The sequence below is a fragment of the Streptomyces colonosanans genome, assembly GCF_001866645.1.
GTDB lineage: Bacteria > Actinomycetota > Actinomycetes > Streptomycetales > Streptomycetaceae > Streptomyces > Streptomyces colonosanans.
This window is the reverse complement of sequence record NZ_MLYP01000006.1, coordinates 114,035-136,720: the sequence shown is the minus strand read 5'-3', so window position 1 is coordinate 136,720 and position 22,686 is coordinate 114,035. Positions and strand designations below refer to the sequence as shown.

Genomic DNA, 22,686 nt, shown 5'->3' with positions numbered 1-22,686 from the left:
AGGACAGCACGTACATGACTGACGCACCCGTCGTAGGCGTCCTGGCCCTCCAGGGCGACGTACGGGAGCACCTCATCGCCCTGGCCGCGGCCGACGCCGTGGCCAGGCCGGTGCGGCGCCCCGCAGAGCTCGCCGAGGTCGATGGCCTCGTCATCCCCGGTGGCGAGTCCACCACCATCTCCAAGCTGGCCGTCCTCTTCGGAGTGATGGAACCCCTTCGCGCGCGCGTGCGGGACGGCATGCCCGTCTATGGCACCTGCGCGGGCATGATCATGCTCGCGGACAAGATCCTCGACCCGCGCTCGGGCCAGGAGACCATCGGCGGCATCGACATGATCGTGCGCCGCAACGCCTTCGGACGGCAGAACGAGTCCTTCGAGGCGGCGGTCGACGTCAAGGGGGTCGAGGGCGATCCTGTAGAGGGCGTCTTCATCCGCGCCCCCTGGGTCGAGTCCGTCGGTGCCGAGACCGAGGTGCTCGCCGAGCACGACGGTCACATCGTCGCCGTACGCCAGGGCGACGCGCTCGCCACGTCGTTCCACCCGGAGTTGACCGGCGACCACCGTGTGCACGCCCTCTTTGTCGACATGGTTCGCGCCAGGCGGACACGGGAGTCCTTGTAGGATCTCTGGCGTTCGTACAGAGATGGGTTACGCGAAGGAGACAGGCAGATGTCCGGCCACTCTAAATGGGCCACGACGAAGCACAAGAAGGCCGTCATCGACGCCAAGCGCGGCAAGCTCTTCGCGAAGCTGATCAAGAACGTCGAGGTTGCGGCGCGCATGGGCGGCGCCGACGTGGACGGCAATCCGACGCTGTACGACGCCGTGCAGAAGGCGAAGAAGCAGTCGGTTCCGAACAAGAACATCGACTCGGCGATCAAGCGCGGCGCGGGCCTGGAGGCCGGTGGCGCCGACTACGAGACGATCATGTACGAGGGCTACGGTCCGAACGGTGTCGCGGTGCTCATCGAGTGCCTCACCGACAACCGCAACCGCGCCGCCTCCGATGTCCGCGTCGCCATGACCCGCAACGGCGGCTCCATGGCCGACCCCGGCTCGGTCTCGTACATGTTCAGCCGTAAGGGCGTGGTGATCGTCCCCAAGGGCGAGCTGACCGAGGACGACGTCCTGGGTGCCGTGCTCGACGCGGGCGCCGAGGAGGTCAACGACCTCGGTGAGTCCTTCGAGGTGATCAGCGAGGCCACCGACCTGGTCGCGGTTCGCACCGCGCTCCAGGAGGTCGGGATGGACTACGACTCCGCCGAGGCCAACTTCGTGCCGTCCGTCCAGGTCGAGCTGGACGAGGAGGGCGCCAAGAAGATCTTCAAGCTGATCGACGCGCTGGAGGACAGTGACGACGTGCAGAACGTCTTCGCCAACTTCGACGTCAGCGACGAGATCATGGAGCAGGTCGGGGCGTAACGCCGCTGTCAGTGCCCCGGCAGGCAACGTTCGCCCGTCAAGGAGCGGCGTCGTGGGGGCACCTCCCGCTCTGGGGGTCCCCCTGCTCGAAGAGCTTGGGGGAGGCGTGCCGGGCGTCGCGAAGGGGCGAGCGTTGCCTGTTGGGGCACTGGGCTGCACGGGCCGACGGGACAACGCCCGTCGGCCCGTCGCTTTGCCGGGCGTTGTCAGTGGCACCCGATAGCCTGCACGAACTGGGGATACCGCCCAGCCGTGGCTGGGGGCGATCGAAGGAGGGGTGCCGGTGCGCGTACTGGGGGTGGACCCGGGGCTGACGCGATGCGGGGTCGGCGTGGTCGAGGGCGTTCCCGGACGACCGCTGACCATGCTCGGTGTCGGCGTCGTCCGTACGCCCGTGGACGCGGACCTTGCCCACCGCCTCGTCGCCGTCGAACAGGGCATCGAAGGGTGGCTGGACGAACACCACCCCGAGTATGTCGCCGTGGAACGGGTGTTCAGCCAGCACAACGTGCGGACGGTGATGGGCACCGCACAGGCCAGTGCCGTCGCCATGCTCTGCGCGGCCCGCCGCGGCATCCCCGTCGCCCTGCACACGCCCAGCGAGGTGAAGGCCGCCGTCACCGGCACAGGACGTGCCGACAAGGCCCAGGTCGGCGCCATGGTCACCCGGCTGCTCCGGCTCGACGCACCGCCCAGACCCGCCGACGCCGCCGACGCCCTCGCCCTCGCCATCTGCCACATCTGGCGCGCGCCCGCCCAGAACCGACTCCAGCAGGCCGTCGCCCTGCACACATCGAAAGGCCGTTCCGCATGATCGCCTTCGTCAGCGGCCCGGTCGCCGCCCTCGCCCCGGACTCCGCGGTGGTCGAGGTGGGCGGCATCGGCATCGCCGTCCAGTGCACGCCGAACACGCTCTCGGGGCTCCGGACCGGCCAGCAGGCCAAGCTCGCCACGTCCCTGGTCGTGCGCGAGGACTCGCTCACGCTGTACGGCTTCGCGGACGACGACGAGCGTCAGGTGTTCGAGCTGCTGCAGACCGCGAGCGGCGTCGGCCCGCGCCTGGCCCAGTCGATGCTGGCCGTGCACACACCGGACGCGCTGCGCCGCGCCGTGGCGACCGGTGACGAGAAGGCGCTCACCGCTGTCCCCGGCATCGGCAAGAAGGGGGCCCAGAAGCTGCTGCTGGATCTGAAGGACCGCCTCGGCGAGCCGGTCGGCGCTCCCGTGATCGGCGCGCCGGTCACCTCCGGCTGGCGCGACCAGCTGCACGCCGCCCTGATCGGCCTCGGGTACGCCACCCGCGAGGCGGACGAGGCCGTCGCAGCGGTCGCCCCGCAGGCCGAGGCCGCCGCGGGCACGCCCCAGGTGGGAGCACTCCTCAAGGCGGCCCTGCGGACCCTGAACAGAGCGCACTGACCGGACGGCGCCCCCGGAACCCGGCACCCGAAACGGCCTGCCGGCAGGCGCCCTCTCGCAGACCGAACCCACCGCGACCCCCGAGGCACACGCAATGAACTGGGACGACACCACCGACACCCCCGCCCCCGAGCGGCTCGTCGGAGCGTCCGCCGACCGAGAGGACCAGGCCGTCGAGGCCGCCCTGCGCCCCAAGGACCTGGACGAGTTCATCGGCCAGGAGAAGGTCCGCGAGCAGCTCGACCTCGTGCTGCGCGCGGCTCGGGCACGCGGCGCCACCGCCGACCACGTGCTTCTGTCCGGTGCCCCCGGCCTCGGCAAGACCACCCTCTCGATGATCATCGCGGCCGAGATGGGCGCCCCCATCCGCATCACCAGCGGCCCCGCCATCCAGCACGCGGGCGACCTAGCGGCGATCCTCTCCTCCCTCCAGGAGGGCGAGGTCCTCTTCCTCGACGAGATCCACCGCATGTCCCGGCCCGCCGAGGAGATGCTGTACATGGCGATGGAGGACTTCCGCGTCGACGTCATCGTCGGCAAGGGCCCCGGCGCCACTGCCATCCCCCTCGAACTGCCACCGTTCACCCTGGTCGGCGCCACTACGCGCGCGGGCCTGCTGCCGCCTCCGCTGCGCGACCGCTTCGGCTTCACGGCGCACATGGAGTTCTACGAGCCCGCCGAGCTGGAGCGCGTCATCCACCGCTCGGCGCATCTGCTCGATGTCGAGATCGCCGCCGCCGGCGCCGCCGAGATCGCCGGCCGCTCCCGGGGCACGCCCCGTATCGCCAACCGGCTGCTGCGCCGCGTACGGGACTACGCGCAGGTCAAGGCCGACGGCGTGATCACGAAGGAGATTGCGGCGGCCGCCCTGTCCGTCTATGAGGTCGACTCCCGTGGTCTCGACCGCCTCGACCGCGCCGTTCTGCAGGCCCTGCTCAAGCTCTTCGCCGGCGGCCCCGTCGGCCTGTCCACGCTGGCCGTGGCGGTGGGGGAGGAGCGCGAGACCGTAGAAGAGGTCGCCGAGCCGTTCCTCGTGCGGGAGGGGCTGCTCGCCCGTACCCCGCGGGGACGCGTGGCGACCCCGGCCGCCTGGGCGCACCTCGGTCTCACCGCACCTCACGGGGCGACCGGCGGAGCGACCGGGGGAAACGGACAACAGGACCTGTTCGGGACGTGACGGCGCGGGACGCGCGCGGTCAGGAACCCGGGTGCCATGCTGGGCGTTGTTCCTTACGTGCGGACTCGCTTAGACTCCGCCGATGCCGCCTCTGTGGGTGGCGCTGACAACCCCCGTCCACCAGGCCGCCGATCGAGCGGTCGTGCGAAGGAAATCCCGTCCCGTGAGTATCAACGCATTCCTCCCGCTCATCTTGATCATCGGGCTGATGTTCCTGATGACCCGCTCGGCCAAGAAGAAGCAGCAGCAGGCCGCGCAGATGCGCAATGAGATGCAGCCTGGCAGCGGCGTCCGCACCATCGGGGGCATGTACGCAACCGTCAAGGAGGTCAACGACGACACGGTTCTCCTCGACGCGGGCCCGGGCGTGGAGCTGCTTTTCGCGAAGAACTCGATCGGCGCTGTCCTCTCCGACGATGAGTACAACCGCATCGTCCACGGCATCGAGCACGACCTGAAGGCCGACGGCGCCGTCGTTCCGGACGACGCGTCCTCCCTCACCGAGACCGACGAGCCCGCCGCCGACGCCTCTTCCGGCGACAAGACCGTCGACCTCGGCAAGAAGGACGCGGACGACGAGGTGGCTGACGCGAAGGCCGACGCAGCGGAGCCCAAGAAGTCCGACGGCGAGTCCGACGCGAAGTAGTCACGCCCCGGGAGCACGGCGCGATCCGTTCGTGCCGTGCTCCCGGGACGTGTCGTTCTCGCACGGAGTCCCGACACCATGTCATGGCCGCCCACGCGCCCGCACGGCGCCGGGCGGCCCGAGAGGGAGTACGAGAAGGTGGCAGCACCGAAGAAGGGCCAGAGCGCGAGCGCCCAGGGTAAGCCGGGGCGCTCGCTGGCTCTCATCCTGATCGCCATCGTGGCGCTCACCGGGGGAATGTTCGCCTCCGGGCACACCACCCCGCGTCTCGGCATCGACCTCGCCGGCGGCACGAGCATCACGCTCAAGGCGAAGAGCGGCCAGGAATCCGCGATCAACAAGACGAACCTGGACACCGCGGTCGACATCATGGAGCGCCGCGTCAACGGTCTGGGCGTCTCCGAGGCGGAGGTCCAGACCCAGGGCGATCGCAACATCATCGTCAACATCCCCAAGGGCACGAACTCCCAGCAGGCCCGAGAGCAGGTCGGCACCACGGCCAAGCTCTACTTCCGTCCTGTCCTGGCCACCGAGCCCGTCGGTGCACCTGCCCCGGCCAGCCCGACGCCGAGCCCCTCCGGCAGCCCCGCGAAGAAGGCCACCAGCACGGCGTCCCCGTCCAGCTCCGCGACTTCCTCCAGCTCCGCGACCGCGTCGGCCGGAGCCACCTCGCAGGGCCGCGCGCTCACCGACGCGCTGAAGGCCGACGCCACGACCTCGCCGTCCGCGTCCGCCTCCCCGAGCACCAAGGCCTCCGCCAGCGCCTCCCCCTCGGCGAGCGGCTCCGACAGCGCCGCCAAGCTCCAGCAGGAGTACGCCAAGCTGAACTGCGCCGACCCGGCCGTCCGCGCCCATGCCGGTGTGGGCGCCAAGCCCAACGAGCCCACCCTGGCCTGCGGCCAGAACGGGCAGAAGCAGTGGCAGAAGTACGTCCTCGGCCCGGCCGAGCTCGCCGGCACGGATGTGAAGAAGGCCCAGGCGGTCTTTGACACTCAGGGCGCCGGGGGCTGGAAGGTCACGATGGACTTCACGTCCGCGGGGACCAAGAAGTTCGCGGACATCACCGGCAAGCTGGCGCAGCAGCAGTCGCCGCAGAACCAGTTCGCCATCGTCCTCGACGGCGAGGTCGTCTCCGACCCGTACGTCAGGCAGGCGCTGACCGGCGGCAACGCCGAGATCAGCGGCAGCTTCGACCAGACCGAGGCGAAGAACCTGGCGAACGTCCTGTCGTACGGCGCGCTCCCGCTCTCCTTCGAGGAGCAGAGCGTCACCACCGTCACCGCCGCGCTCGGTGGTGAGCAGCTGAACGCCGGTCTGATCGCCGGCGCGATCGGCCTCGCCCTGGTCATCCTCTATCTGGTGGTCTACTACCGGGGCCTGTCGCTGATCGCGATCACCTCGTTGCTGGTCTCCGCCGCTCTGACCTACGTGATCATGTCGCTGCTCGGCCCGACCATCGGCTTCGCGCTGAACCTGCCGGCGGTCTGCGGCGCCATCGTCGCGATCGGTATCACGGCGGACTCGTTCATCGTGTTCTTCGAACGCATAAGGGATGAGATCCGCGAGGGCCGCTCGCTGCGCCCCTCCGTCGAGCGGGCCTGGCCGCGCGCCCGGCGCACCATCCTGGTCTCCGACTTCGTGTCGTTCCTGGCCGCCGCGGTGCTGTTCGTCGTCACCGTCGGCAAGGTCCAGGGCTTCGCGTTCACGCTCGGCCTGACCACGGTCTTCGACGTGGTGGTCGTCTTCCTGTTCACCAAGCCGCTGATGACGATCCTCGCCCGCCGGAAGTTCTTCGCGGACGGCCACAGCTGGTCCGGCCTCGACCCGAAGCGCCTCGGCGCCAAGCCGCCCCTGCGGCGTACCCGTCGCCCCTCCGCCCCCGTCGACCCGAAGGAGGCGTGAGAGATGTCGAAGCTCGGCAACCTCGGCGCCAGGCTCCACCGAGGCGAAGTCGGCTACGACTTCGTCCGCAACCGCAAGATCTGGTACGGAATCTCGATCCTGATCACCATCACGGCCATCCTCGGCCTGACGGTGCGGGGCCTGAACATGGGCATCGAGTTCCAGGGCGGTGCCGTCTTCACCACCCCGAAGACCAGCGTCTCCGTGGCGCAGGCCGAGACGTACGCCCAGGACTCCTCCGGCCACGAAGCGGTCGTACAGAAGCTCGGCACGGGCGGTCTGCGCATCCAGGTCGCCGGGATCGACACCTCCAAGGCCGACCACATCAAGGCGGAACTCGCCAAGGATCTGAAGGTCGACGCGGAGAAGATCAACGCCGACCTGGTGGGCCCGAGTTGGGGTGAGCAGATCGCGAACAAGGCCTGGCAGGGTCTGGCGATCTTCATGGTGCTCGTGGTGATCTACCTGGCGATCGCCTTCGAGTGGCGCATGGCCATCGCGGCCCTCGTCGCGCTGATCCACGACATCACCATCACGGTCGGCGTCTACGCCCTCGTCGGCTTCGAGGTGACGAACGGCACGGTCATCGGTCTGCTGACGATCCTCGGTTACTCGCTGTACGACACGGTCGTCGTGTTCGACAGCCTCAAGGAATCGACGAAGGACATCACCAAGCAGACCCGCTGGACCTACGGCGAGATCGCCAACCGTTCGATCAACGCCACGCTGATCCGCTCGATCAACACCACCGCGGTGGCGCTGATGCCGGTCGCCGGCCTGCTGTTCATCGGCGGCGGCGTCCTCGGCGCGGGCACGCTCAACGACATCTCGCTGTCGCTGTTCGTCGGCCTCGCGGCCGGTGCCTACTCGTCGATCTTCATCGCCACGCCGATCGTCGCCGACCTCAAGGAGCGCGAGCCGCAGATGAAGGCCCTCAAGAAGCGTGTCCTCGCCAAGCGTGCCCAGGCCACGGTCGAGGAGGAGCTGGTCGAGGCGGGGACCGCCGGTGGTCCGCTCGACGACGAGCCGGAGGACGTCGCACCCGCGGTCGTCGGCCAGCGCAACCAGCCCGCCGCCCGCAATCGCGGGCGCGGCCGACCCTCAGGAAAGCGTCGATGACCGACATAAAGGAACTCCTGCTCAGCCGTATCCGTGATGTGGCCGACTACCCGGCACCGGGTGTGGTGTTCAAGGACATCACCCCGCTGCTGGCGGACCCGGCGGCGTTCACGGCGCTCACGGACACGCTGGCGGAGCTGGCCTTGGAGCACGGCGCGACGAAGATCGTCGGCCTGGAGGCCCGTGGCTTCATCCTGGGCGCCCCGGTCGCCGTCCGCGCCGGCGTCGGCTTCATCCCCGTGCGCAAGGCGGGCAAGCTCCCCGGAGCCACCCTCAGCCAGGCGTACGACCTGGAGTACGGCTCGGCCGAGATCGAGGTGCACGCCGAGGACCTGTCCGCGGCCGACCGCGTGATGGTCATCGACGACGTCCTCGCCACCGGCGGCACCGCCGAGGCCTCCCTCCGGCTCATCCGCCGTGCGGGCGCCCAGGTCGCGGGTGTGTGCGTGCTGATGGAGCTGGGCTTCCTCGGCGGGCGTGCCCGTCTGGAGCCCGCCCTGGAAGGCGCTCCGCTGGAGGCGCTGCTGCAGGTCTGAGACGTTCGCGGCACACCCCCGTGCCAGGCACGGGAAGGCCGTACGACGTCACGAGGCGGGCCCGGAGGAATCCGGCGCCCGCCTCAGACGTTGCAGCGGTGGAAGGCCGTCTCAGCGGCCTGGAGGCGATCCCGGAGCCCGGGATCGCTACCATGGGATCTCCGGAGCCTGACCGGGGGACCCGGATCGCGCATGAGGAGCCCTCTTGCCAGACGAGGCCCAGCCACGTACTCCCAGAGCCGAACGCCTGGGGGTGCCCACAGCCGCCAAGCCCGAAGCGGCGCCGAAGGCGGCGGCCACGCCCGCGCGCAGCGCGAAGAACGCCCCACGCGGGACGGTAGAGCACGCCCAGTCCACGCCGGGTGACCAGCCGGCCGAGCAGTCACGCCCCAAGTCGGCCTCGGCGGAGCGCTCCCCGGCGGTCCGTCCGTCCCCGGCCGCGCCCGCCCGCTCCGGCTCCTCCAACCGTGTCCGCGCCCGCCTCGCCCGCCTCGGTGTGCAGCGCGCCAATCCGTACAACCCGGTGCTGGAGCCATTGCTGCGCATAGTGCGCGGCAACGACCCGAAGATCGACGCGGCGACGCTCCGCCAGGTCGAGCGCGCCTACCAGGTGGCCGAGCGCTGGCACCGCGGGCAGAAGCGCAAGAGCGGCGACCCGTACATCACCCACCCGCTTGCGGTCACCACGATCCTCGCCGAGCTGGGCATGGACCCGGCCACCCTGATGGCGGGCCTGCTGCACGACACCGTCGAGGACACCGAGTACGGCCTCGACCAGTTGCGCCGCGACTTCGGCGACACCGTCGCCCTGCTCGTCGACGGCGTCACCAAGCTGGACAAGGTCAAGTTCGGCGAGGCCGCGCAGGCCGAGACCGTGCGCAAGATGGTCGTCGCCATGGCCAAGGACCCGCGCGTCCTGGTGATCAAGCTCGCCGACCGCCTGCACAACATGCGCACCATGCGCTACCTCAAGCGCGAGAAGCAGGAGAAGAAGGCGCGCGAGACTCTGGAGATCTACGCGCCGCTCGCCCACCGGCTGGGCATGAACACCATCAAGTGGGAACTCGAGGACCTCGCCTTCGCGATCCTCTACCCCAAGATGTACGACGAGATCGTCCGCCTGGTCGCCGAGCGCGCCCCCAAACGCGACGAGTACCTCGCCATAGTGACCGACGAGGTCCAGGCCGACCTGCGCGCGGCCCGCATCAAGGCGACCGTCACCGGCCGCCCGAAGCACTACTACAGCGTCTACCAGAAGATGATCGTCCGCGGCCGTGACTTCGCGGAGATCTACGACCTGGTGGGCATCCGCGTCCTCGTCGACACGGTCCGCGACTGCTACGCGGCGCTGGGCACGGTCCACGCCCGCTGGAACCCGGTTCCGGGGCGGTTCAAGGACTACATCGCGATGCCCAAGTTCAACATGTACCAGTCGCTGCACACGACGGTGATCGGTCCCAACGGCAAGCCCGTCGAACTCCAGATCCGTACGTTCGACATGCACCGTCGCGCCGAGTACGGCATCGCCGCGCACTGGAAGTACAAGCAGGAGGCCGTCGCGGGCGCCTCCAAGGTCCGTACGGACGCGCCGAAGACCTCCGGCAAGGACAAGGACGCCATCAACGACATGGCGTGGCTGCGGCAGTTGCTGGACTGGCAGAAGGAGACCGAGGACCCCGGCGAGTTCCTGGAGTCCCTGCGCTTCGACCTGTCCCGCAACGAGGTCTTCGTCTTCACCCCGAAGGGCGACGTCATAGCGCTGCCGGCCGGTGCCACGCCGGTGGACTTCGCGTACGCCGTCCACACGGAGGTCGGCCACCGCACGATTGGGGCCAGGGTCAACGGCCGTCTGGTTCCGCTGGAGTCCACCCTGGACAACGGCGACCTGGTGGAGGTCTTCACCTCCAAGGCAACCGGCGCGGGCCCCTCCCGCGACTGGCTCGGCTTCGTGAAGTCGCCGCGTGCCCGCAACAAGATCCGGGCCTGGTTCTCCAAGGAGCGCCGCGACGAGGCGATCGAGCAGGGCAAGGACGCGATCGCGCGGGCCATGCGCAAGCAGAACCTGCCGATCCAGCGCATCCTGACCGGCGACTCGCTCGTGACCCTGGCCCACGAGATGCGCTACCCGGACATCTCGTCGCTGTACGCGGCGATCGGTGAGGGTCATGTCGCCGCGCAGAACGTCGTGCAGAAGCTGGTGCAGGCGCTCGGCGGCGAGGAGGCGGCCACCGAGGAGATCGACGAGGCCGTTCCGGCGGGCCGGGGCCGCGGCCGCAAGCGGCGCCGCAGCCAGGACCCCGGTGTCGTCGTCAAGGGCGTCGAGGACGTGTGGGTCAAACTGGCCCGCTGCTGTACGCCCGTCCCCGGCGACCGCATCATCGGCTTCGTCACACGAGGCAGCGGCGTCTCGGTTCACCGTAGCGACTGCGTCAACGTGGAGTCACTGTCGCGTGAGCCGGAACGCATCCTCGAGGTGGAGTGGGCCCCGACGCAGTCGTCGGTCTTCCTGGTGGCGATCCAGGTGGAGGCGCTGGACCGCTCGCGACTGCTCTCGGACGTCACCCGGGTCCTGTCCGACCAGCACGTCAACATCCTCTCGGCCGCGGTCCAGACGTCCCGCGACCGCGTGGCCACCTCCCGTTTCACCTTCGAGATGGGTGACCCGAAACACCTGGGCCACGTCCTGAAGGCGGTACGCGGTGTGGAGGGCGTGTACGACGTCTACCGCGTGACGTCGGCCCGCAGGCCGTAACCCCGAACGCCTACAGGAAAGGGGCTCCCGTACAGGTACGGGAGCCCCTTTCGTACGAGCCGACGGGATGTCAGCCGCCGAACTCCTGCAGGCCCTTGAGCGCCTGGTCCAGGAGCGCCTGACGGCCCTCCAGCTCCTTCTCCAGCTTCTCGGCCTTCGCGGTGTTGCCCGCGGCCCGAGCCTGCTCGATCTGGCCCTTCAGCTTGTCCACGGCCGCCTGCAACTGGCCGGTGAGACCCGCGGCACGCGCACGCGCCTCCGGGTTCGTGCGGCGCCACTCGGCTTCCTCGGACTCCTGGATGGCCCGCTCGACCGCGTGCATCCGGCCTTCGATCTTCGGGCGGGCCTCGCGCGGCACATGGCCGATGGCCTCCCAGCGCTCGTTGATCGAGCGGAAGGCGGACCGTGCGGCCTTCAGGTCCGTGACCGGCAGCAGCTTCTCCGCCTCCCCGGCCAACTCCTCCTTCAGCTTGAGGTTCTCGGCCTGCTCGGCGTCACGCTCCGCGAAGATCGTGCTGCGCGCGGCGAAGAACACGTCCTGGGCGCCGCGGAACCGGTTCCACAGGTCGTCCTCGTGCTCGCGCTGGGCACGGCCCGCGGCCTTCCAGTCCGCCATCAGCTCGCGGTAGCGCGCCGCCGTCGGACCCCAGTCCGTCGAGTTCGACAGCGCCTCGGCCTCGGCGACCAGCTTCTCCTTGATCTTGCGGGCATCCTCGCGCTGCGCGTCCAGCTGCGCGAAGTGCGCCTTGCGGCGCTTGGAGAACGCCGAGCGGGCGTGCGAGAAGCGGTGCCACAGCTCGTCGTCCGACTTGCGGTCCAGACGCGGCAGCCCCTTCCAGGTGTCCACCAGCGCCCGCAGCCGCTCACCGGCCGACCGCCACTGCTCGGACTGCGCCAGCTCCTCCGCCTCGACGACCAGCGCCTCCTTGGCGTGCCGCGCCTCGTCGGACTGCTTGGCCCGCTGCGCCTTACGCTCCTCACGGCGCGCCTCGACGGTCTCCACGAGCTTGTCCAGGCGGGCCCGCAGCGCCCCCAGGTCGCCCACCGCGTGGTGCGCGTCCACCTGCTCGCGCAGGTGGTCGATCGCAGCCTGGGCGTCCTTCGCCGACAGGTCGGTGGTCCGCACTCGCCGCTCGAGGAGGCCGATCTCGACAACCAGGCCCTCGTACTTGCGCTCGAAGTAGGCCAACGCCTCCTCAGGGGAGCCGGCCTGCCAGGAACCGACGACCTGCTCTCCGTCGGCCGTCCGCACGTACACGGTCCCCGTCTCGTCGACGCGGCCCCACGGGTCGCTGCTCACAGCGCCTCCTCCACATGATGCCTGCAGAGGGCTTGTGCACCCCCGGGCATCGTCCACAGTTTCGTCACGGCCAACATAGGCGACCGGCGGGGCGGCTGTCCGCATCCCGCGCGACCGAAATTTCGCAGTTGGCGCTCAAGATTTCGTCACAGTCGCCTTGTTGATCACCACGGTCGCGTTCGGCGCGCCGTCACCTGCGCCGGTGCTCTCTCCGGCCGCGGCGATCTTCTTCAGCACCTTCAGGCCCGCAGCGTCGATGGTCCCGAACGGTGTGTAGTTGGGCGGCAACTGACTGTCCTGGTACACCAGGAAGAACTGACTGCCGCCGGAGTGCGGCTGCCCGGTGTTCGCCATCGCGACCGTGCCCGCCGGATACACGTTCGCCTTCAGGCTCTTGTCCTTGAGGTTCTCGTCCGGAATGGTGTAGCCGGGACCGCCGTTGCCCATGCCCTTCGGGTCACCGCACTGCAGCACGTAGATGCCGTTGGTGGTGAGCCGGTGGCACTTGGTGTGGTCGAAGAAGCCCTTGCCCGCCAGGAAGTCGAACGAGTTGACGGTGTGCGGGGCCGCCGCCGTCTTCATCGCGATGCCGATGTCACCGCACGTGGTCGCCAGCTTCATCGTGTACTTCGCCGACGTGTCGATGGCCATCGCCGGCTCCTTCTTCCAGCTCAGCGACTTGACCTTGCCCGCGGCGGGCTTTTCGCACGGGTCCGGCGCCTTGCTGGTCGCCGAGGCGCTCGGGGAGACCTCCGCGGCCGCGTTGGCCTTCTCGTCGTCGCTCTTGAAGACGCCCGCCGCATAGGACACCACGCTGCCCACCAGGACCACGCCGAGGACCGACGCGATCACGGAATTACGCGTGCGTGCCTTGCGCCGCGACTCCGTACGTCGCTGCTGCTGCCGCAAGAACTTCTCCCGGGCGAGCTGTCGCCGCCGCTGTTCCTGGCTGACCACGGGGTTGTCTCCTCATGCGTCTCGTCCGCCGACCGGTACGCGTGCGTCGGGTGTGCCGTCCGCGTGCGTGTGCCCCGTACCGTATATGGGTTCGCTGAGGAAACGGCAGCGCCGGTAGGCTCTGATCCACAGCCAGCCACCACTTCCCTACAACACAACGAAGGACGATCGTGCTGATTGCCGGGTTCCCCGCCGGGGCCTGGGGGACGAATTGTTACCTCGTCGCCCCCGCCGCGGGTGAGGAGTGCGTGATCATCGACCCGGGCCACCAGGCCGCTCAGGGAGTCGAGGACGCACTGAAGAAGCATCGGCTCAAGCCCGTCGCGGTCGTCCTCACCCATGGCCATATCGACCATGTGGCCTCGGTCGTCCCCGTGTGCGGCGCGCACGACGTGCCGGCCTGGATCCACCCCGAGGACCGGTACATGATGAGCGACCCCGAGAAGGCGCTCGGCCGGTCCATCGGCATGCCGCTGATGGGCGAGCTGACTGTGGGGGAGCCCGACGACGTCAGGGAACTGACCGACGGCGCGAAACTGGACCTGGCCGGGCTGGAGTTCTCCGTCGCGCACGCACCGGGCCATACCAAGGGGTCGGTGACCTTCCGGATGCCCGAGAGCGCCGACATCCCGTCGGTCTTCTTCTCCGGGGATCTGCTGTTCGCCGGCTCCATCGGACGCACCGACCTGCCGGGCGGATCCATGGAGGACATGCTCGGGTCGCTGGCGCGCGTGTGCCTGCCGCTCGACGACTCCACCGTGGTCCTGTCCGGCCATGGCGCCCAGACGACCATCGGCCAGGAGCGCGCCACCAACCCCTATCTGCGGCAGGTGGCGGCCGGCCAGGGAGCCCCCGCGGCTCCCCGACGAGGAATGTGACGAGAGAGCTACGTTGAGCACCTTCAAGGCCCCCAAGGGCACCTACGACCTGATCCCGCCGGACTCCGCCAAGTACCTCGCGGTGCGCGAGGCCATCGCCGCCCCCCTGCGCAACTCCGGCTACGGCTACATCGAGACCCCCGGCTTCGAGAACGTCGAACTCTTCGCGCGCGGCGTCGGCGAGTCCACCGACATCGTCACCAAGGAGATGTACGCCTTCGAGACCAAGGGCGGCGACCGGCTCGCCCTGCGCCCCGAGGGCACCGCCTCCGTCCTGCGCGCGGCCCTGGAGGCCAACCTGCACAAGGCGGGCAACCTCCCGGTCAAGCTCTGGTACGCCGGCTCGTACTACCGCTACGAGCGCCCGCAGAAGGGCCGCTACCGCCACTTCTCCCAGGTCGGCGCCGAGGCGATCGGCGCGGAGGACCCGGCGCTGGACGCCGAGCTGATCATCCTCGCCGATCAGGCGTACCGCTCGCTCGGCCTGCGCGACTTCCGCATCCTGCTGAACTCGCTGGGCGACAAGGAGTGCCGTCCGGTCTACCGGGCCGCGCTCCAGGACTTCCTGCGCGGCCTGGACCTCGACGAGGACACGCGCCGTCGCGTCGACATCAACCCCCTGCGGGTCCTCGACGACAAGCGTGAGTCGGTCCAGAAGCAGCTGACCGGCGCGCCCCTGCTGCGCGACTACCTGTGCGACGCGTGCAAGGCGTACCACGAGGAGGTCCGCGAGCTGATCACCGCGGCGGGCGTCGCCTTCGAGGACGACCCGAAGCTGGTCCGCGGCCTGGACTACTACACCCGCACCACCTTCGAGTTCGTGCACGACGGCCTCGGCTCCCAGTCCGCCGTGGGCGGCGGCGGCCGCTACGACGGCCTGTCCGAGATGATCGGCGGCCCGGCACTCCCGTCGGTGGGCTGGGCGCTCGGCGTCGACCGCACGGTCCTCGCTCTTGAGGCCGAGGGCGTCGACCTCGAAATCCCGGCTGCCACCAGCGTGTTCGCGGTCCCGCTCGGCGAGGAGGCCCGCCGTGTGCTGTTCGCCAAGGTCACCGAGCTGCGCAAGGCCGGCCTCGCGGCGGACCTCGCGTACGGCGGGAAGGGCCTGAAGGCGGCGATGAAGGCGGCCAACCGCTCCGGCGCGCGCTACGCGCTCGTCGCCGGCGAACGGGACCTTGCCGAGGGCATCGTCCAGCTCAAGGACATGGAGTCCGGCGAGCAGACGCCGGTCGCCGCGAACGAGATCGTGGCGGAGCTGGAAGCGCGGCTCGGCTGACGGACCGGCGGAGCGCAACGGGCCGGACAGCGTGACTGTCCGGCCCGTCCGCGTGTGTGGGGGAGGCCCCGTCCGCGGTGGCTCACGGGCGAGTGCGGGGGCCCGCGGTCTCCAGTTCTTCGTGGGCCGGCAATTCTCCATCGGCCGGCGCGAGCCGCGCGGGCGGCCGGACGTCGGCCATGCGCCGCTCGGGGCCGCTCCGCCGCAGCACGAGGTACCCGACGAACGCGGCCGGACCGAAGAAGATCTGCGCGGGCACGATCTTCGGAAGGTGTCCGGTGAGGGCCTCGACCGTGACCGGTGCCAGTGTCGGTGCGAGCGCTCCGAACACCGCGACCAGGCAAAGGGCCAAGACCAGGCCCTGACGTCCGTACGCCTTGTAGGCCACGGTGGTGAAGAGGGCGTACACCAGGAGGTCGCCCATGCCCACGACGGCGCCGAACTCGCCGATGCGCAGCCCGGCCGACGGTGCGAAGGCGTAGCCCTGTACCGCGTCGAACAGCTTCTGGGTGAGGGGGACGACGGTGGCGAAGAACAGGTCGTAGATGGCGAGCGCCAGCGCGAACCGGGAGACGTGCCGCAGCTTCAGGCCGCCCTGCGCGTTGAGGTTGGCGGCGCCGACCGCCATCAGCATGATGACCAGGCTGTTGACCAGCCAGTACGGCGTGGCATGGGTGGGGTCGTCGTCGGCGCTGCGCGCGGTGAGCCAGTCGGCGACCAGCAGACCGGCGATGAGCGACCAGCGCACTGCTCCCCGGCGGACGACCGGCCCGTAGCCGACCGCGAGACCACCGGCCAGGGTCAGCCCCAGCACGGGCGGCAGCAGCCAGCCCGGAAGGGAGAGATACAGGAAGGGCAGTACGACGACGAAGCCCATCATGATGACCATGTCGTTGCCGTTGAAGGCGCCGACGGCCGGGCGGGGCAGCGTGACCCGCCGGAAGTAGGCGATCGAGGCGAGCGAGACGCCCAGGGCGACGGCGAGGGTCACGAGGACGAAGAACGCGTTCTGTGCGGCGGTCATGCGGCCCGCCCGGCGGACGCGAAGCTGTTCTCGACCAGATCGCAGCGGTAGCGCCGCAGCTCACGTCCTTCTCCCGGTACGACGTCGACGGTGACGTCGAGGCCGGCCTCGGCGAAGTGACGTGCGATGTCGCTCGTCTCCGGCACGGATGAGGCGGCCACCTCCACATGCAACCGCCCGTCCACCACGTCGGCGCGGTGGCGCACGGGCCAGCACGCGCCGGGCAGCGCGTCGAGGACCTCGATGACCTGACGCGGGGTCACCGGGCCGTCCTGGGTGCGCAGCACATGGTCCGCCTTTCCGAGGATGTGCGAGGTCGCCGGCACGTTCGCCATCTCGCAGGTGAGCGGCGCGTCGGGCAACTGCCGCACCAGGTCTCGGGTGTCGTAGCGGAAGAGCGGCATGCACTCCCGATACGGGAAGAACGGAGTGGCGACGATCGTGCCGAGCGCTCCGGGCGCGGCCGGTGCCCCGGTGTCGAGGTCGCACACCTCCACGAGGCCGATGCCGGCGTCGATGTGGAGATGCCGCTGCCGGCAGATCGCGCCGGCCACCGGTGTCACCTCGGTCATGCCGTAGCCGTCGTGGACGGGGGCGCCGAAGGTCTTTTCGGAGGCCTCCGCGAGGGCGGGCGAGAGGACTTCGCTGCCGACGTTGATGCGGCGCAGCCGGAAGTCCGCGGGGCCGAGTCCCCGTTCGCGGGCCAGGCGGGTCAGCTGTCCCAGATAGCTCGGGTAGGTGACCATCAGGGTCGGCGCAGACGGGCCGGTCCCCGTCATGAGGTCCAGCGTCTCGGCCGGTGGGACCAGGCCCACCATGCGGATCGCCGCTCCTGACAGGCGAGCGACCTGCATCTCCGCGTACGCCGTGCCGGTCGCCCGGGAGCTGATGTTGAACTGGACCAGGTCGGTGGTACGGACGGTGCCGCGCAGCACCTGGGAGAGGGCGACGAGCGCGGGCCACAGACGTTCCTCGTAGCGGGAGTACCAGACCTCTGTGGGCCGGCCCGTCGTCCCGGTGGTCCGGGAGGCGAGGAAGGGCTCGCTGCACAGGAAGTCGCGGGCCCGCTCGACCAGGTCGGCCTTGGTGGTGACGGGCACGGCGGTGATGTTCTCGACGGTCAGCGCGGCCGGGTCGACTCGTGCTGCCGCGAAGTGATCCGCGTAGAAAGGCGACTTGGCCACGAGACGCTTCGCGGTGCGGCGCAGGGCCTTGTTCGTGAGGTCGGTACGCATCTGCGGGTCTGCGGCGGCGCCGCGCAGCAACTGTTCGACGTCCTCGCCAGGGGAGCCGAATTCGGCAAGTGTCGCCAGCGCGTCATCGACGAGCTTTTCGGCAGAGCGAACGTTGATCGGACGGCCGAGCACCATGGCCAGCGCCATCCGGAACTGCCGTATCCCCGCGTCGAACATGGTCCTCCCCTGCCCGTCCAGATTCCCCGCCATGCCGGGGTGGGCGGCCAAGACCACCCACCCCGTTCCCGCGTCAGCTGGGGCAGTTTGTGAACAGCACCGCAGCCAGGGAACCCATGACGTACTTCGTGTGCTTGAGCGTGGAAACGATCGCGGACATCGAAAACCCCCTGTTTCTTTTGTCGACTGAGCCCCCACCAGTCAGCGGAGGCACAACGATGCTCAAGCGCGGACTATCCACTGTCAAGAGTTTGTCGGGTAATCGGGCTTCCGTCGCCAAACATTCAATTGACCTGTGTTTACGGCGAGCTTGAGCAGCATGGAGCGTTTCTATCGCCCCCTCGGTGGTTTGCCCGAGCACGAGCGCAATGTGTCGTGCTTCCGCGATGAACAGCGGTCGGTGCAGCCGTCGGCCGCGAGGCGCAGCGCCTCGGCGAGGTTCTGCCGGGCCCGTCAACTCCGCGGGCGCCGATTCGGCCTGTCGGACGATTCCCACTTTCGGGCGCCCCGCGCGCGTGCACCGTGCCGGATCCGCCCCGAGCACGGACACCTCGCCCCCGTCCCGCTCGCGATGGCGGCCCCGAGCAGGCCGAACGCCTCGCCCCGCCCGATGTCGAGATCGAATCGTCGATCGCGGTCACGTCCCCGTACTGCTTGCGCAGCCCCCGTACATCCACCGCGAGTCCGATCGCGTCTGTGGTCATGGCCATCGGACTCGGCCACAATCGAAGGCTCCGGGGCGACCGTGCGTACTTCCGTATGTTCATCGAACGGTGGACGCTCATGCGCGTGCGGCACAATGACCCCAGTCCGCAGGTCCACCTCTCGAGCATCGGAATCGGCGTGATGAGCAAGACGACAGTCAGGGACGTCTCCACCGGGCCCACCGAGCGGGAACGCGCAGTTGCGCCCAGGACGGTGGGCGGCAGCCGCGCGTTCGCCCTGTTGCTGGTGATCACCGGTGCGGCCGGCGTGCTCGCCGCATGGGTCATCACCCTCGACAAGTTCAAGATCCTCGAGGGCAAGGTGAGCGGCAAGACGGTCGTCCCCAGTTGCAACCTCAACCCGATCATTTCCTGCGGCAACATCATGGAGAGCAAGCAGGCAGGCGTCTTCGGGTTCCCCAACCCGATGCTCGGCCTCGTCTGCTACGGCATCGTCATCTGCGTCGGCATGAGCCTGCTCGTCGGCGCCCGCTTCCCGCGCTGGTACTGGCTGACGCTCAACGCCGGCACGCTCTTCGGAGTGGGCTTCTGCACCTGGCTGCAGTTCCAGTCGCTGTACCGGATCAACGCGCTGTGCCTGTGGTGCGCGCTGGCCTGGCTCGCCACGATCGTCATGTTCTGGTACGTGACCTCGTTCAACATCCGCAACGACTTCCTGCCCGCCCCGCGCCCGCTGAAGAACTTCCTGAGTGAGTTCACCTGGGTTCTGCCGGTCACGCACAGCGGCATCATCGTCATGCTGATCCTGACCCGCTGGGGCAGCCAGCTCTGGGCCTGAGCCGTGGCCGAAGCGTTCCCGGGGCGGGGCACCGGCCCCGGCCGTGTTGTCGGTGAGGTGACATAGGGTTTCGAGCGTGGAGCCCGACCTGTTCACCGCCGCCGCAGAAGAACGCCAGGAGAAGGACCCGACCGGTAGTCCCCTGGCGGTGCGCATGCGCCCGCGCACCCTCGACGAGGTGGTGGGCCAGCAGCACCTGCTCAAGCCGGGCTCCCCGCTGCGCAGGCTGGTCGGCGAGGCCGGCGGCGGCCCCGCCGGACCCTCCTCGGTGATCCTGTGGGGCCCGCCCGGCACCGGCAAGACGACGCTGGCGTACGTCGTCTCGAAGGCCACCAACAAGCGCTTCGTCGAACTGTCGGCGATCACCGCGGGCGTGAAGGAGGTCCGCGCGGTGATCGACGGTGCCCGCCGGGCCATAGGCGGCTTCGGCACGGAGACCGTCCTCTTCCTCGACGAGATCCACCGCTTCAGCAAGGCCCAGCAGGACTCCCTGCTCCCGGCCGTCGAGAACCGCTGGGTGACCCTGATCGCGGCGACCACGGAGAACCCGTACTTCTCGGTGATCTCCCCGCTGCTGTCCCGCTCCCTGCTGCTCACCCTCGAACCGCTCACGGACGACGACGTGCGCGGTCTGCTGCGCCGGGCCCTGACCGACGAGCGCGGTCTGGGCGGCGCCGTCGGGCTCCCCGAGGACACCGAGGCTCATCTGCTGCGGATCGCCGGCGGCGACGCCCGCCGGGCCCTGACCGCCCTGGAGGCCGCGGCCGGGGCCGCCTTGGACAAGGGCGAGCCGGAGATCGGTCTGACGACCCTGGAGCAGACCGTCGACCGCGCCGCGGTGAAGTACGACCGCGACGGCGACCAGCACTACGACGTCGCGAGTGCCCTGATCAAGTCGATCCGGGGCTCGGATGTAGACGCCGCGCTGCACTACCTGGCCCGGATGATCGAGGCGGGTGAGGACCCCCGCTTCATCGCCCGCCGTCTGATGATCTCCGCCAGTGAGGACATCGGCCTGGCCGACCCGAACGCGCTGCCGATCGCGGTCGCGGCCGCCCAGGCCGTCGCGATGATCGGTTTCCCGGAGGCCGCGCTCACCCTGAGCCATGCCACCATCGCCCTCGCCCTGGCCCCCAAGTCCAACGCGGCGACCACGGCGATCGGCGCGGCCTTGGAGGACGTCCGCAAGGGACTGGCCGGCCCCGTGCCCCCGCACCTGCGCGACGGCCACTACAAGGGCGCGGCCAAACTCGGCCACGCCCAGGGGTACGTCTACCCGCACGACCTGCCGGAGGGCATCGCCGCCCAGCAGTACGCCCCGGACGCGATCAGGGACCGCGAGTACTACACCCCGACCAGGCACGGTGCCGAGGCGCGGTACGCGGACGCCGTGGAGTGGACCCGCAAGCACCTCGGCCGACGCCGGTCCTGACCCAGCGGACCACCGGACGGGGCCCAGCGGACCACCGGACGGGGCCCATTCCCCGGGTCGAAGGCGGCCATGGGCACCCTGTAGACTTCTCCCAGCGCTGCGTCCCGTGCCCGGCCCCGGCCGGCACCACCAGAACGGGACATCCAGCCGGAACCCCATCGCCGTCAGGCAAGGGGATCCAGGAGCGTCGCGCACCGTCGAACGGTGTCGCGGGCAGCCCACCACCTCCCCGGAAGCCCCGGGAGACAGGTCGGTGGGCCACTCGCGTGCTGCACGTATGTGCCCAGACCAGGGGAGCGGCTGCCCGGCAGGTCCCGTGCGGACCCGCGGGGTTTCCCCGGCTGCGGATGCGACCTCCCCTAACCCTGGTGAAGCCGAATCCACAGAGAAACACGAGGTGTTTGGTTCATGGCGAACCAGTCCCGCCCCAAGGTCAAGAAGTCGCGTGCCCTCGGCATCGCGCTGACCCCGAAGGCCGTCAAGTACTTCGAGGCCCGCCCCTACCCGCCGGGTGAGCACGGCCGTGGCCGCAAGCAGAACTCGGACTACAAGGTCCGTCTGCTGGAGAAGCAGCGCCTGCGCGCTCAGTACGACATCTCCGAGCGCCAGCTGGTGCGCGCCTACGACCGCGCCTCCAAGGTTCAGGGCAAGACCGGTGAGGCCCTGATCGTGGAGCTGGAGCGCCGTCTCGACGCGCTGGTCCTGCGTTCGGGCATCGCCCGCACGATCTACCAGGCCCGTCAGATGGTCGTTCACGGCCACATCGAGGTCAACGGCCAGAAGGTCGACAAGCCGTCGTTCCGCGTCCGTCCCGACGACGTCGTGATGGTCCGCGAGCGCAGCCGTGAGAAGGCGCTCTTCCAGGTCGCCCGCGAGGGTGGCTTCGCCGCCGACGGCGAGACCCCGCGCTACCTCCAGGTGAACCTCAAGGCCCTGGCGTTCCGCCTGGACCGCGAGCCGAACCGCAAGGAGATCCCGGTGATCTGCGACGAGCAGCTCGTCGTCGAGTACTACGCCCGCTGATCGCATTCCGGCGGACGCTGTATTCACAGCACGTCAAGCCCGTCGTCTCCCGCCTCCGGGCGGCCGAGACGGCGGGCTTGCCGCATCTCCGCGCGGGTGGATCCGCGGCTTTTCCTCGCCGCCGACGGGTTGGGGCACCTGGTGGACGCGTACGCCCCGCTGAACACCGTCGCCGGACCCGCCGCGCCTGCTCCCTCACCATGGCCGGCCGGTCACCGACCGAGGCGGCTCAGGGCGGGGAACCGCCGTGCCCCCGCGGTGCCGGTGGGCGAGGAATCCAGGTGCGCGGACGCTCCGTTCGCGGTCGCGTGCGATCCGTACCCTTGCCGTCCGCTCCTCCGGCACGGACGAGCCCTGATCCGGCATGGAATTCGGTACGGACCGGCTGCCCCGGCGCGATAGGCTCGGGGGACGACTTTTCGATGTTCAGACACGTTCTAGGGAGCGGGTGCGCACGGTGTCCGGTGGAGAGGTAGCCGGGATCCTGGTGGCCGTCTTCTGGGCGATTCTGGTCTCCTTCCTGGCCGTCGCGCTGGCGAGGCTGGCCCAGACGCTCAAGGCGACTACCAAGCTGGTGGCGGACGTGACCGACCAGGCCGTCCCCCTGCTGGCCGACGCCTCCGCCGCGGTGCGCTCCGCGCAGACCCAGATCGACCGGGTCGACTCGATCGCCTCCGACGTCCAGGAGGTCACGTCCAACGCGTCGGCACTGTCGACGACGGTCGCGTCCACCTTCGGCGGCCCCCTGGTGAAGGTCGCGGCGTTCGGCTACGGCGTGCGCCGGGCGATCGCCGGCCGCCGTGAGAACGTGCCCGCCAAAGCGCCCCGGCGTACCGTGATCGTGGGCCGCAGCGTTCCGTCCGCGCGACGGGCGCAGCGGAACACCCGGGAAAAGAAAGACTGACCGAG

The 22,686-nt window shown here is 69.7% G+C and carries 20 protein-coding genes; 16 read left to right on the top strand and 4 right to left on the bottom strand.

Translation table 11 applies throughout. From position 1 onward, the window contains the following. The first annotated feature begins 14 nt into the window (after window positions 1-14). The 10 genes from pdxT (at window position 15) to BIV24_RS02465 (ending at window position 10,972) form a co-directional block, all read left to right on the top strand. Window positions 15-623 (top strand): pyridoxal 5'-phosphate synthase glutaminase subunit PdxT, encoded by a 609-nt coding sequence (gene pdxT, locus BIV24_RS02510; protein ID WP_071364452.1) that lies wholly within the window; start codon window positions 15-17, stop codon window positions 621-623. 48 nt (window positions 624-671) lie between these two features. After that, on the top strand, window positions 672-1,424 hold the full coding sequence (locus BIV24_RS02505; protein ID WP_071364451.1) for a YebC/PmpR family DNA-binding transcriptional regulator: 753 nt from the start codon (window positions 672-674) through the stop codon (window positions 1,422-1,424). A 283-nt stretch (window positions 1,425-1,707) separates the two neighbouring features. Continuing rightward, window positions 1,708-2,238, top strand: coding sequence for a crossover junction endodeoxyribonuclease RuvC (gene ruvC / locus BIV24_RS02500; protein ID WP_071364450.1), 531 nt, complete (start codon window positions 1,708-1,710; stop codon window positions 2,236-2,238). Continuing rightward, window positions 2,235-2,840: a Holliday junction branch migration protein RuvA gene (gene ruvA, locus BIV24_RS02495; protein ID WP_071364449.1), complete on the top strand. Its 606-nt coding sequence runs from the start codon at window positions 2,235-2,237 to the stop codon at window positions 2,838-2,840. The genes ruvC and ruvA overlap by 4 nt, the downstream gene beginning before the upstream one ends. 94 nt (window positions 2,841-2,934) lie before the next feature. Then, on the top strand, window positions 2,935-4,017 hold the full coding sequence (ruvB, locus tag BIV24_RS02490) for a Holliday junction branch migration DNA helicase RuvB (RefSeq protein ID WP_071364448.1): 1,083 nt from the start codon (window positions 2,935-2,937) through the stop codon (window positions 4,015-4,017). A gap of 163 nt (window positions 4,018-4,180) precedes the next feature. After that, window positions 4,181-4,663, top strand: a complete 483-nt coding sequence (yajC, locus tag BIV24_RS02485) for a preprotein translocase subunit YajC (RefSeq protein WP_071364447.1) — start codon at window positions 4,181-4,183, stop codon at window positions 4,661-4,663. Between the two features lie 138 nt (window positions 4,664-4,801). Beyond that, window positions 4,802-6,565 carry a protein translocase subunit SecD gene (secD, locus tag BIV24_RS02480; protein ID WP_071364534.1) on the top strand — a complete coding sequence of 588 codons (1,764 nt, stop codon included), beginning with the start codon at window positions 4,802-4,804 and terminating at the stop codon, window positions 6,563-6,565. 3 nt (window positions 6,566-6,568) lie between these two features. After that, window positions 6,569-7,684 (top strand): protein translocase subunit SecF, encoded by a 1,116-nt coding sequence (secF, locus tag BIV24_RS02475; protein ID WP_071364446.1) that lies wholly within the window; start codon window positions 6,569-6,571, stop codon window positions 7,682-7,684. Next, window positions 7,681-8,220 carry an adenine phosphoribosyltransferase gene (locus BIV24_RS02470; RefSeq protein ID WP_071364445.1) on the top strand — a complete coding sequence of 180 codons (540 nt, stop codon included), beginning with the start codon at window positions 7,681-7,683 and terminating at the stop codon, window positions 8,218-8,220. Before secF ends, BIV24_RS02470 begins: the two co-directional genes overlap by 4 nt. Before the next feature lie 205 nt (window positions 8,221-8,425). Continuing rightward, window positions 8,426-10,972, top strand: coding sequence for a RelA/SpoT family protein (locus tag BIV24_RS02465; protein ID WP_425442503.1), 2,547 nt, complete (start codon window positions 8,426-8,428; stop codon window positions 10,970-10,972). A gap of 70 nt (window positions 10,973-11,042) precedes the next feature. Here BIV24_RS02465 and BIV24_RS02460 read toward each other — a convergent pair whose 3' ends face one another. Both BIV24_RS02460 and BIV24_RS02455 read right to left on the bottom strand, forming a co-directional pair. Beyond that, window positions 11,043-12,272 (bottom strand): DUF349 domain-containing protein, encoded by a 1,230-nt coding sequence (locus BIV24_RS02460; protein ID WP_071364444.1) that lies wholly within the window; start codon window positions 12,270-12,272, stop codon window positions 11,043-11,045. A 135-nt stretch (window positions 12,273-12,407) separates the two neighbouring features. Then, entirely contained in the window at window positions 12,408-13,229 is an 822-nt protein-coding gene (locus BIV24_RS02455) for a peptidylprolyl isomerase (protein ID WP_071364443.1), read from the bottom strand. A gap of 170 nt (window positions 13,230-13,399) precedes the next feature. Here BIV24_RS02455 and BIV24_RS02450 point away from each other — a divergent pair, with 170 nt between their 5' ends. Both BIV24_RS02450 and hisS read left to right on the top strand, forming a co-directional pair. Next, window positions 13,400-14,107 carry an MBL fold metallo-hydrolase gene (locus tag BIV24_RS02450; protein ID WP_071364442.1) on the top strand — a complete coding sequence of 236 codons (708 nt, stop codon included), beginning with the start codon at window positions 13,400-13,402 and terminating at the stop codon, window positions 14,105-14,107. A gap of 13 nt (window positions 14,108-14,120) precedes the next feature. Then, complete coding sequence (gene hisS, locus BIV24_RS02445) at window positions 14,121-15,383, top strand: histidine--tRNA ligase (protein WP_071364441.1); 1,263 nt, start codon at window positions 14,121-14,123, stop codon at window positions 15,381-15,383. An 82-nt stretch (window positions 15,384-15,465) separates the two neighbouring features. On the opposite strand, the gene BIV24_RS02440 is transcribed toward hisS, so the two are convergent. After that, window positions 15,466-16,407, bottom strand: coding sequence for a hypothetical protein (locus BIV24_RS02440; protein WP_071364440.1), 942 nt, complete (start codon window positions 16,405-16,407; stop codon window positions 15,466-15,468). Further along, window positions 16,404-17,870: a phenylacetate--CoA ligase family protein gene (locus BIV24_RS02435; protein ID WP_143064551.1), complete on the bottom strand. Its 1,467-nt coding sequence runs from the start codon at window positions 17,868-17,870 to the stop codon at window positions 16,404-16,406. Before BIV24_RS02435 ends, BIV24_RS02440 begins: the two co-directional genes overlap by 4 nt. A gap of 795 nt (window positions 17,871-18,665) precedes the next feature. Here BIV24_RS02435 and BIV24_RS02430 point away from each other — a divergent pair. The 4 genes from BIV24_RS02430 to BIV24_RS02415 all read left to right on the top strand — a co-directional run bounded on the left by BIV24_RS02430 (window position 18,666) and on the right by BIV24_RS02415 (window position 22,681). Further along, window positions 18,666-19,322 carry a vitamin K epoxide reductase family protein gene (locus tag BIV24_RS02430; RefSeq protein ID WP_071364532.1) on the top strand — a complete coding sequence of 219 codons (657 nt, stop codon included), beginning with the start codon at window positions 18,666-18,668 and terminating at the stop codon, window positions 19,320-19,322. 76 nt (window positions 19,323-19,398) lie between these two features. After that, on the top strand, window positions 19,399-20,754 hold the full coding sequence (locus BIV24_RS02425) for a replication-associated recombination protein A (RefSeq protein WP_071364438.1): 1,356 nt from the start codon (window positions 19,399-19,401) through the stop codon (window positions 20,752-20,754). 408 nt (window positions 20,755-21,162) lie between these two features. Beyond that, window positions 21,163-21,777 carry a 30S ribosomal protein S4 gene (gene rpsD / locus BIV24_RS02420; protein WP_071364437.1) on the top strand — a complete coding sequence of 205 codons (615 nt, stop codon included), beginning with the start codon at window positions 21,163-21,165 and terminating at the stop codon, window positions 21,775-21,777. 448 nt (window positions 21,778-22,225) lie between these two features. After that, complete coding sequence (locus BIV24_RS02415) at window positions 22,226-22,681, top strand: DUF948 domain-containing protein (protein ID WP_071364436.1); 456 nt, start codon at window positions 22,226-22,228, stop codon at window positions 22,679-22,681. The last annotated feature ends 5 nt before the right edge of the window (window positions 22,682-22,686 follow it).

Coding starts and splice junctions, on each gene's coding strand:
- secF (WP_071364446.1), top strand. CDS start 6,569: ATGTCGAAGCTCGGCAACCTCGGCGCCAGGCTCCACCGAGGCGAAGTC.
- BIV24_RS02440 (WP_071364440.1), bottom strand. CDS start 16,407: ATGACCGCCGCACAGAACGCGTTCTTCGTCCTCGTGACCCTCGCCGTC.
- rpsD (WP_071364437.1), top strand. CDS start 21,163: ATGGCGAACCAGTCCCGCCCCAAGGTCAAGAAGTCGCGTGCCCTCGGC.
- ruvA (WP_071364449.1), top strand. CDS start 2,235: ATGATCGCCTTCGTCAGCGGCCCGGTCGCCGCCCTCGCCCCGGACTCC.
- BIV24_RS02505 (WP_071364451.1), top strand. CDS start 672: ATGTCCGGCCACTCTAAATGGGCCACGACGAAGCACAAGAAGGCCGTC.
- BIV24_RS02470 (WP_071364445.1), top strand. CDS start 7,681: ATGACCGACATAAAGGAACTCCTGCTCAGCCGTATCCGTGATGTGGCC.
- ruvB (WP_071364448.1), top strand. CDS start 2,935: ATGAACTGGGACGACACCACCGACACCCCCGCCCCCGAGCGGCTCGTC.
- pdxT (WP_071364452.1), top strand. CDS start 15: ATGACTGACGCACCCGTCGTAGGCGTCCTGGCCCTCCAGGGCGACGTA.
- BIV24_RS02430 (WP_071364532.1), top strand. CDS start 18,666: ATGAGCAAGACGACAGTCAGGGACGTCTCCACCGGGCCCACCGAGCGG.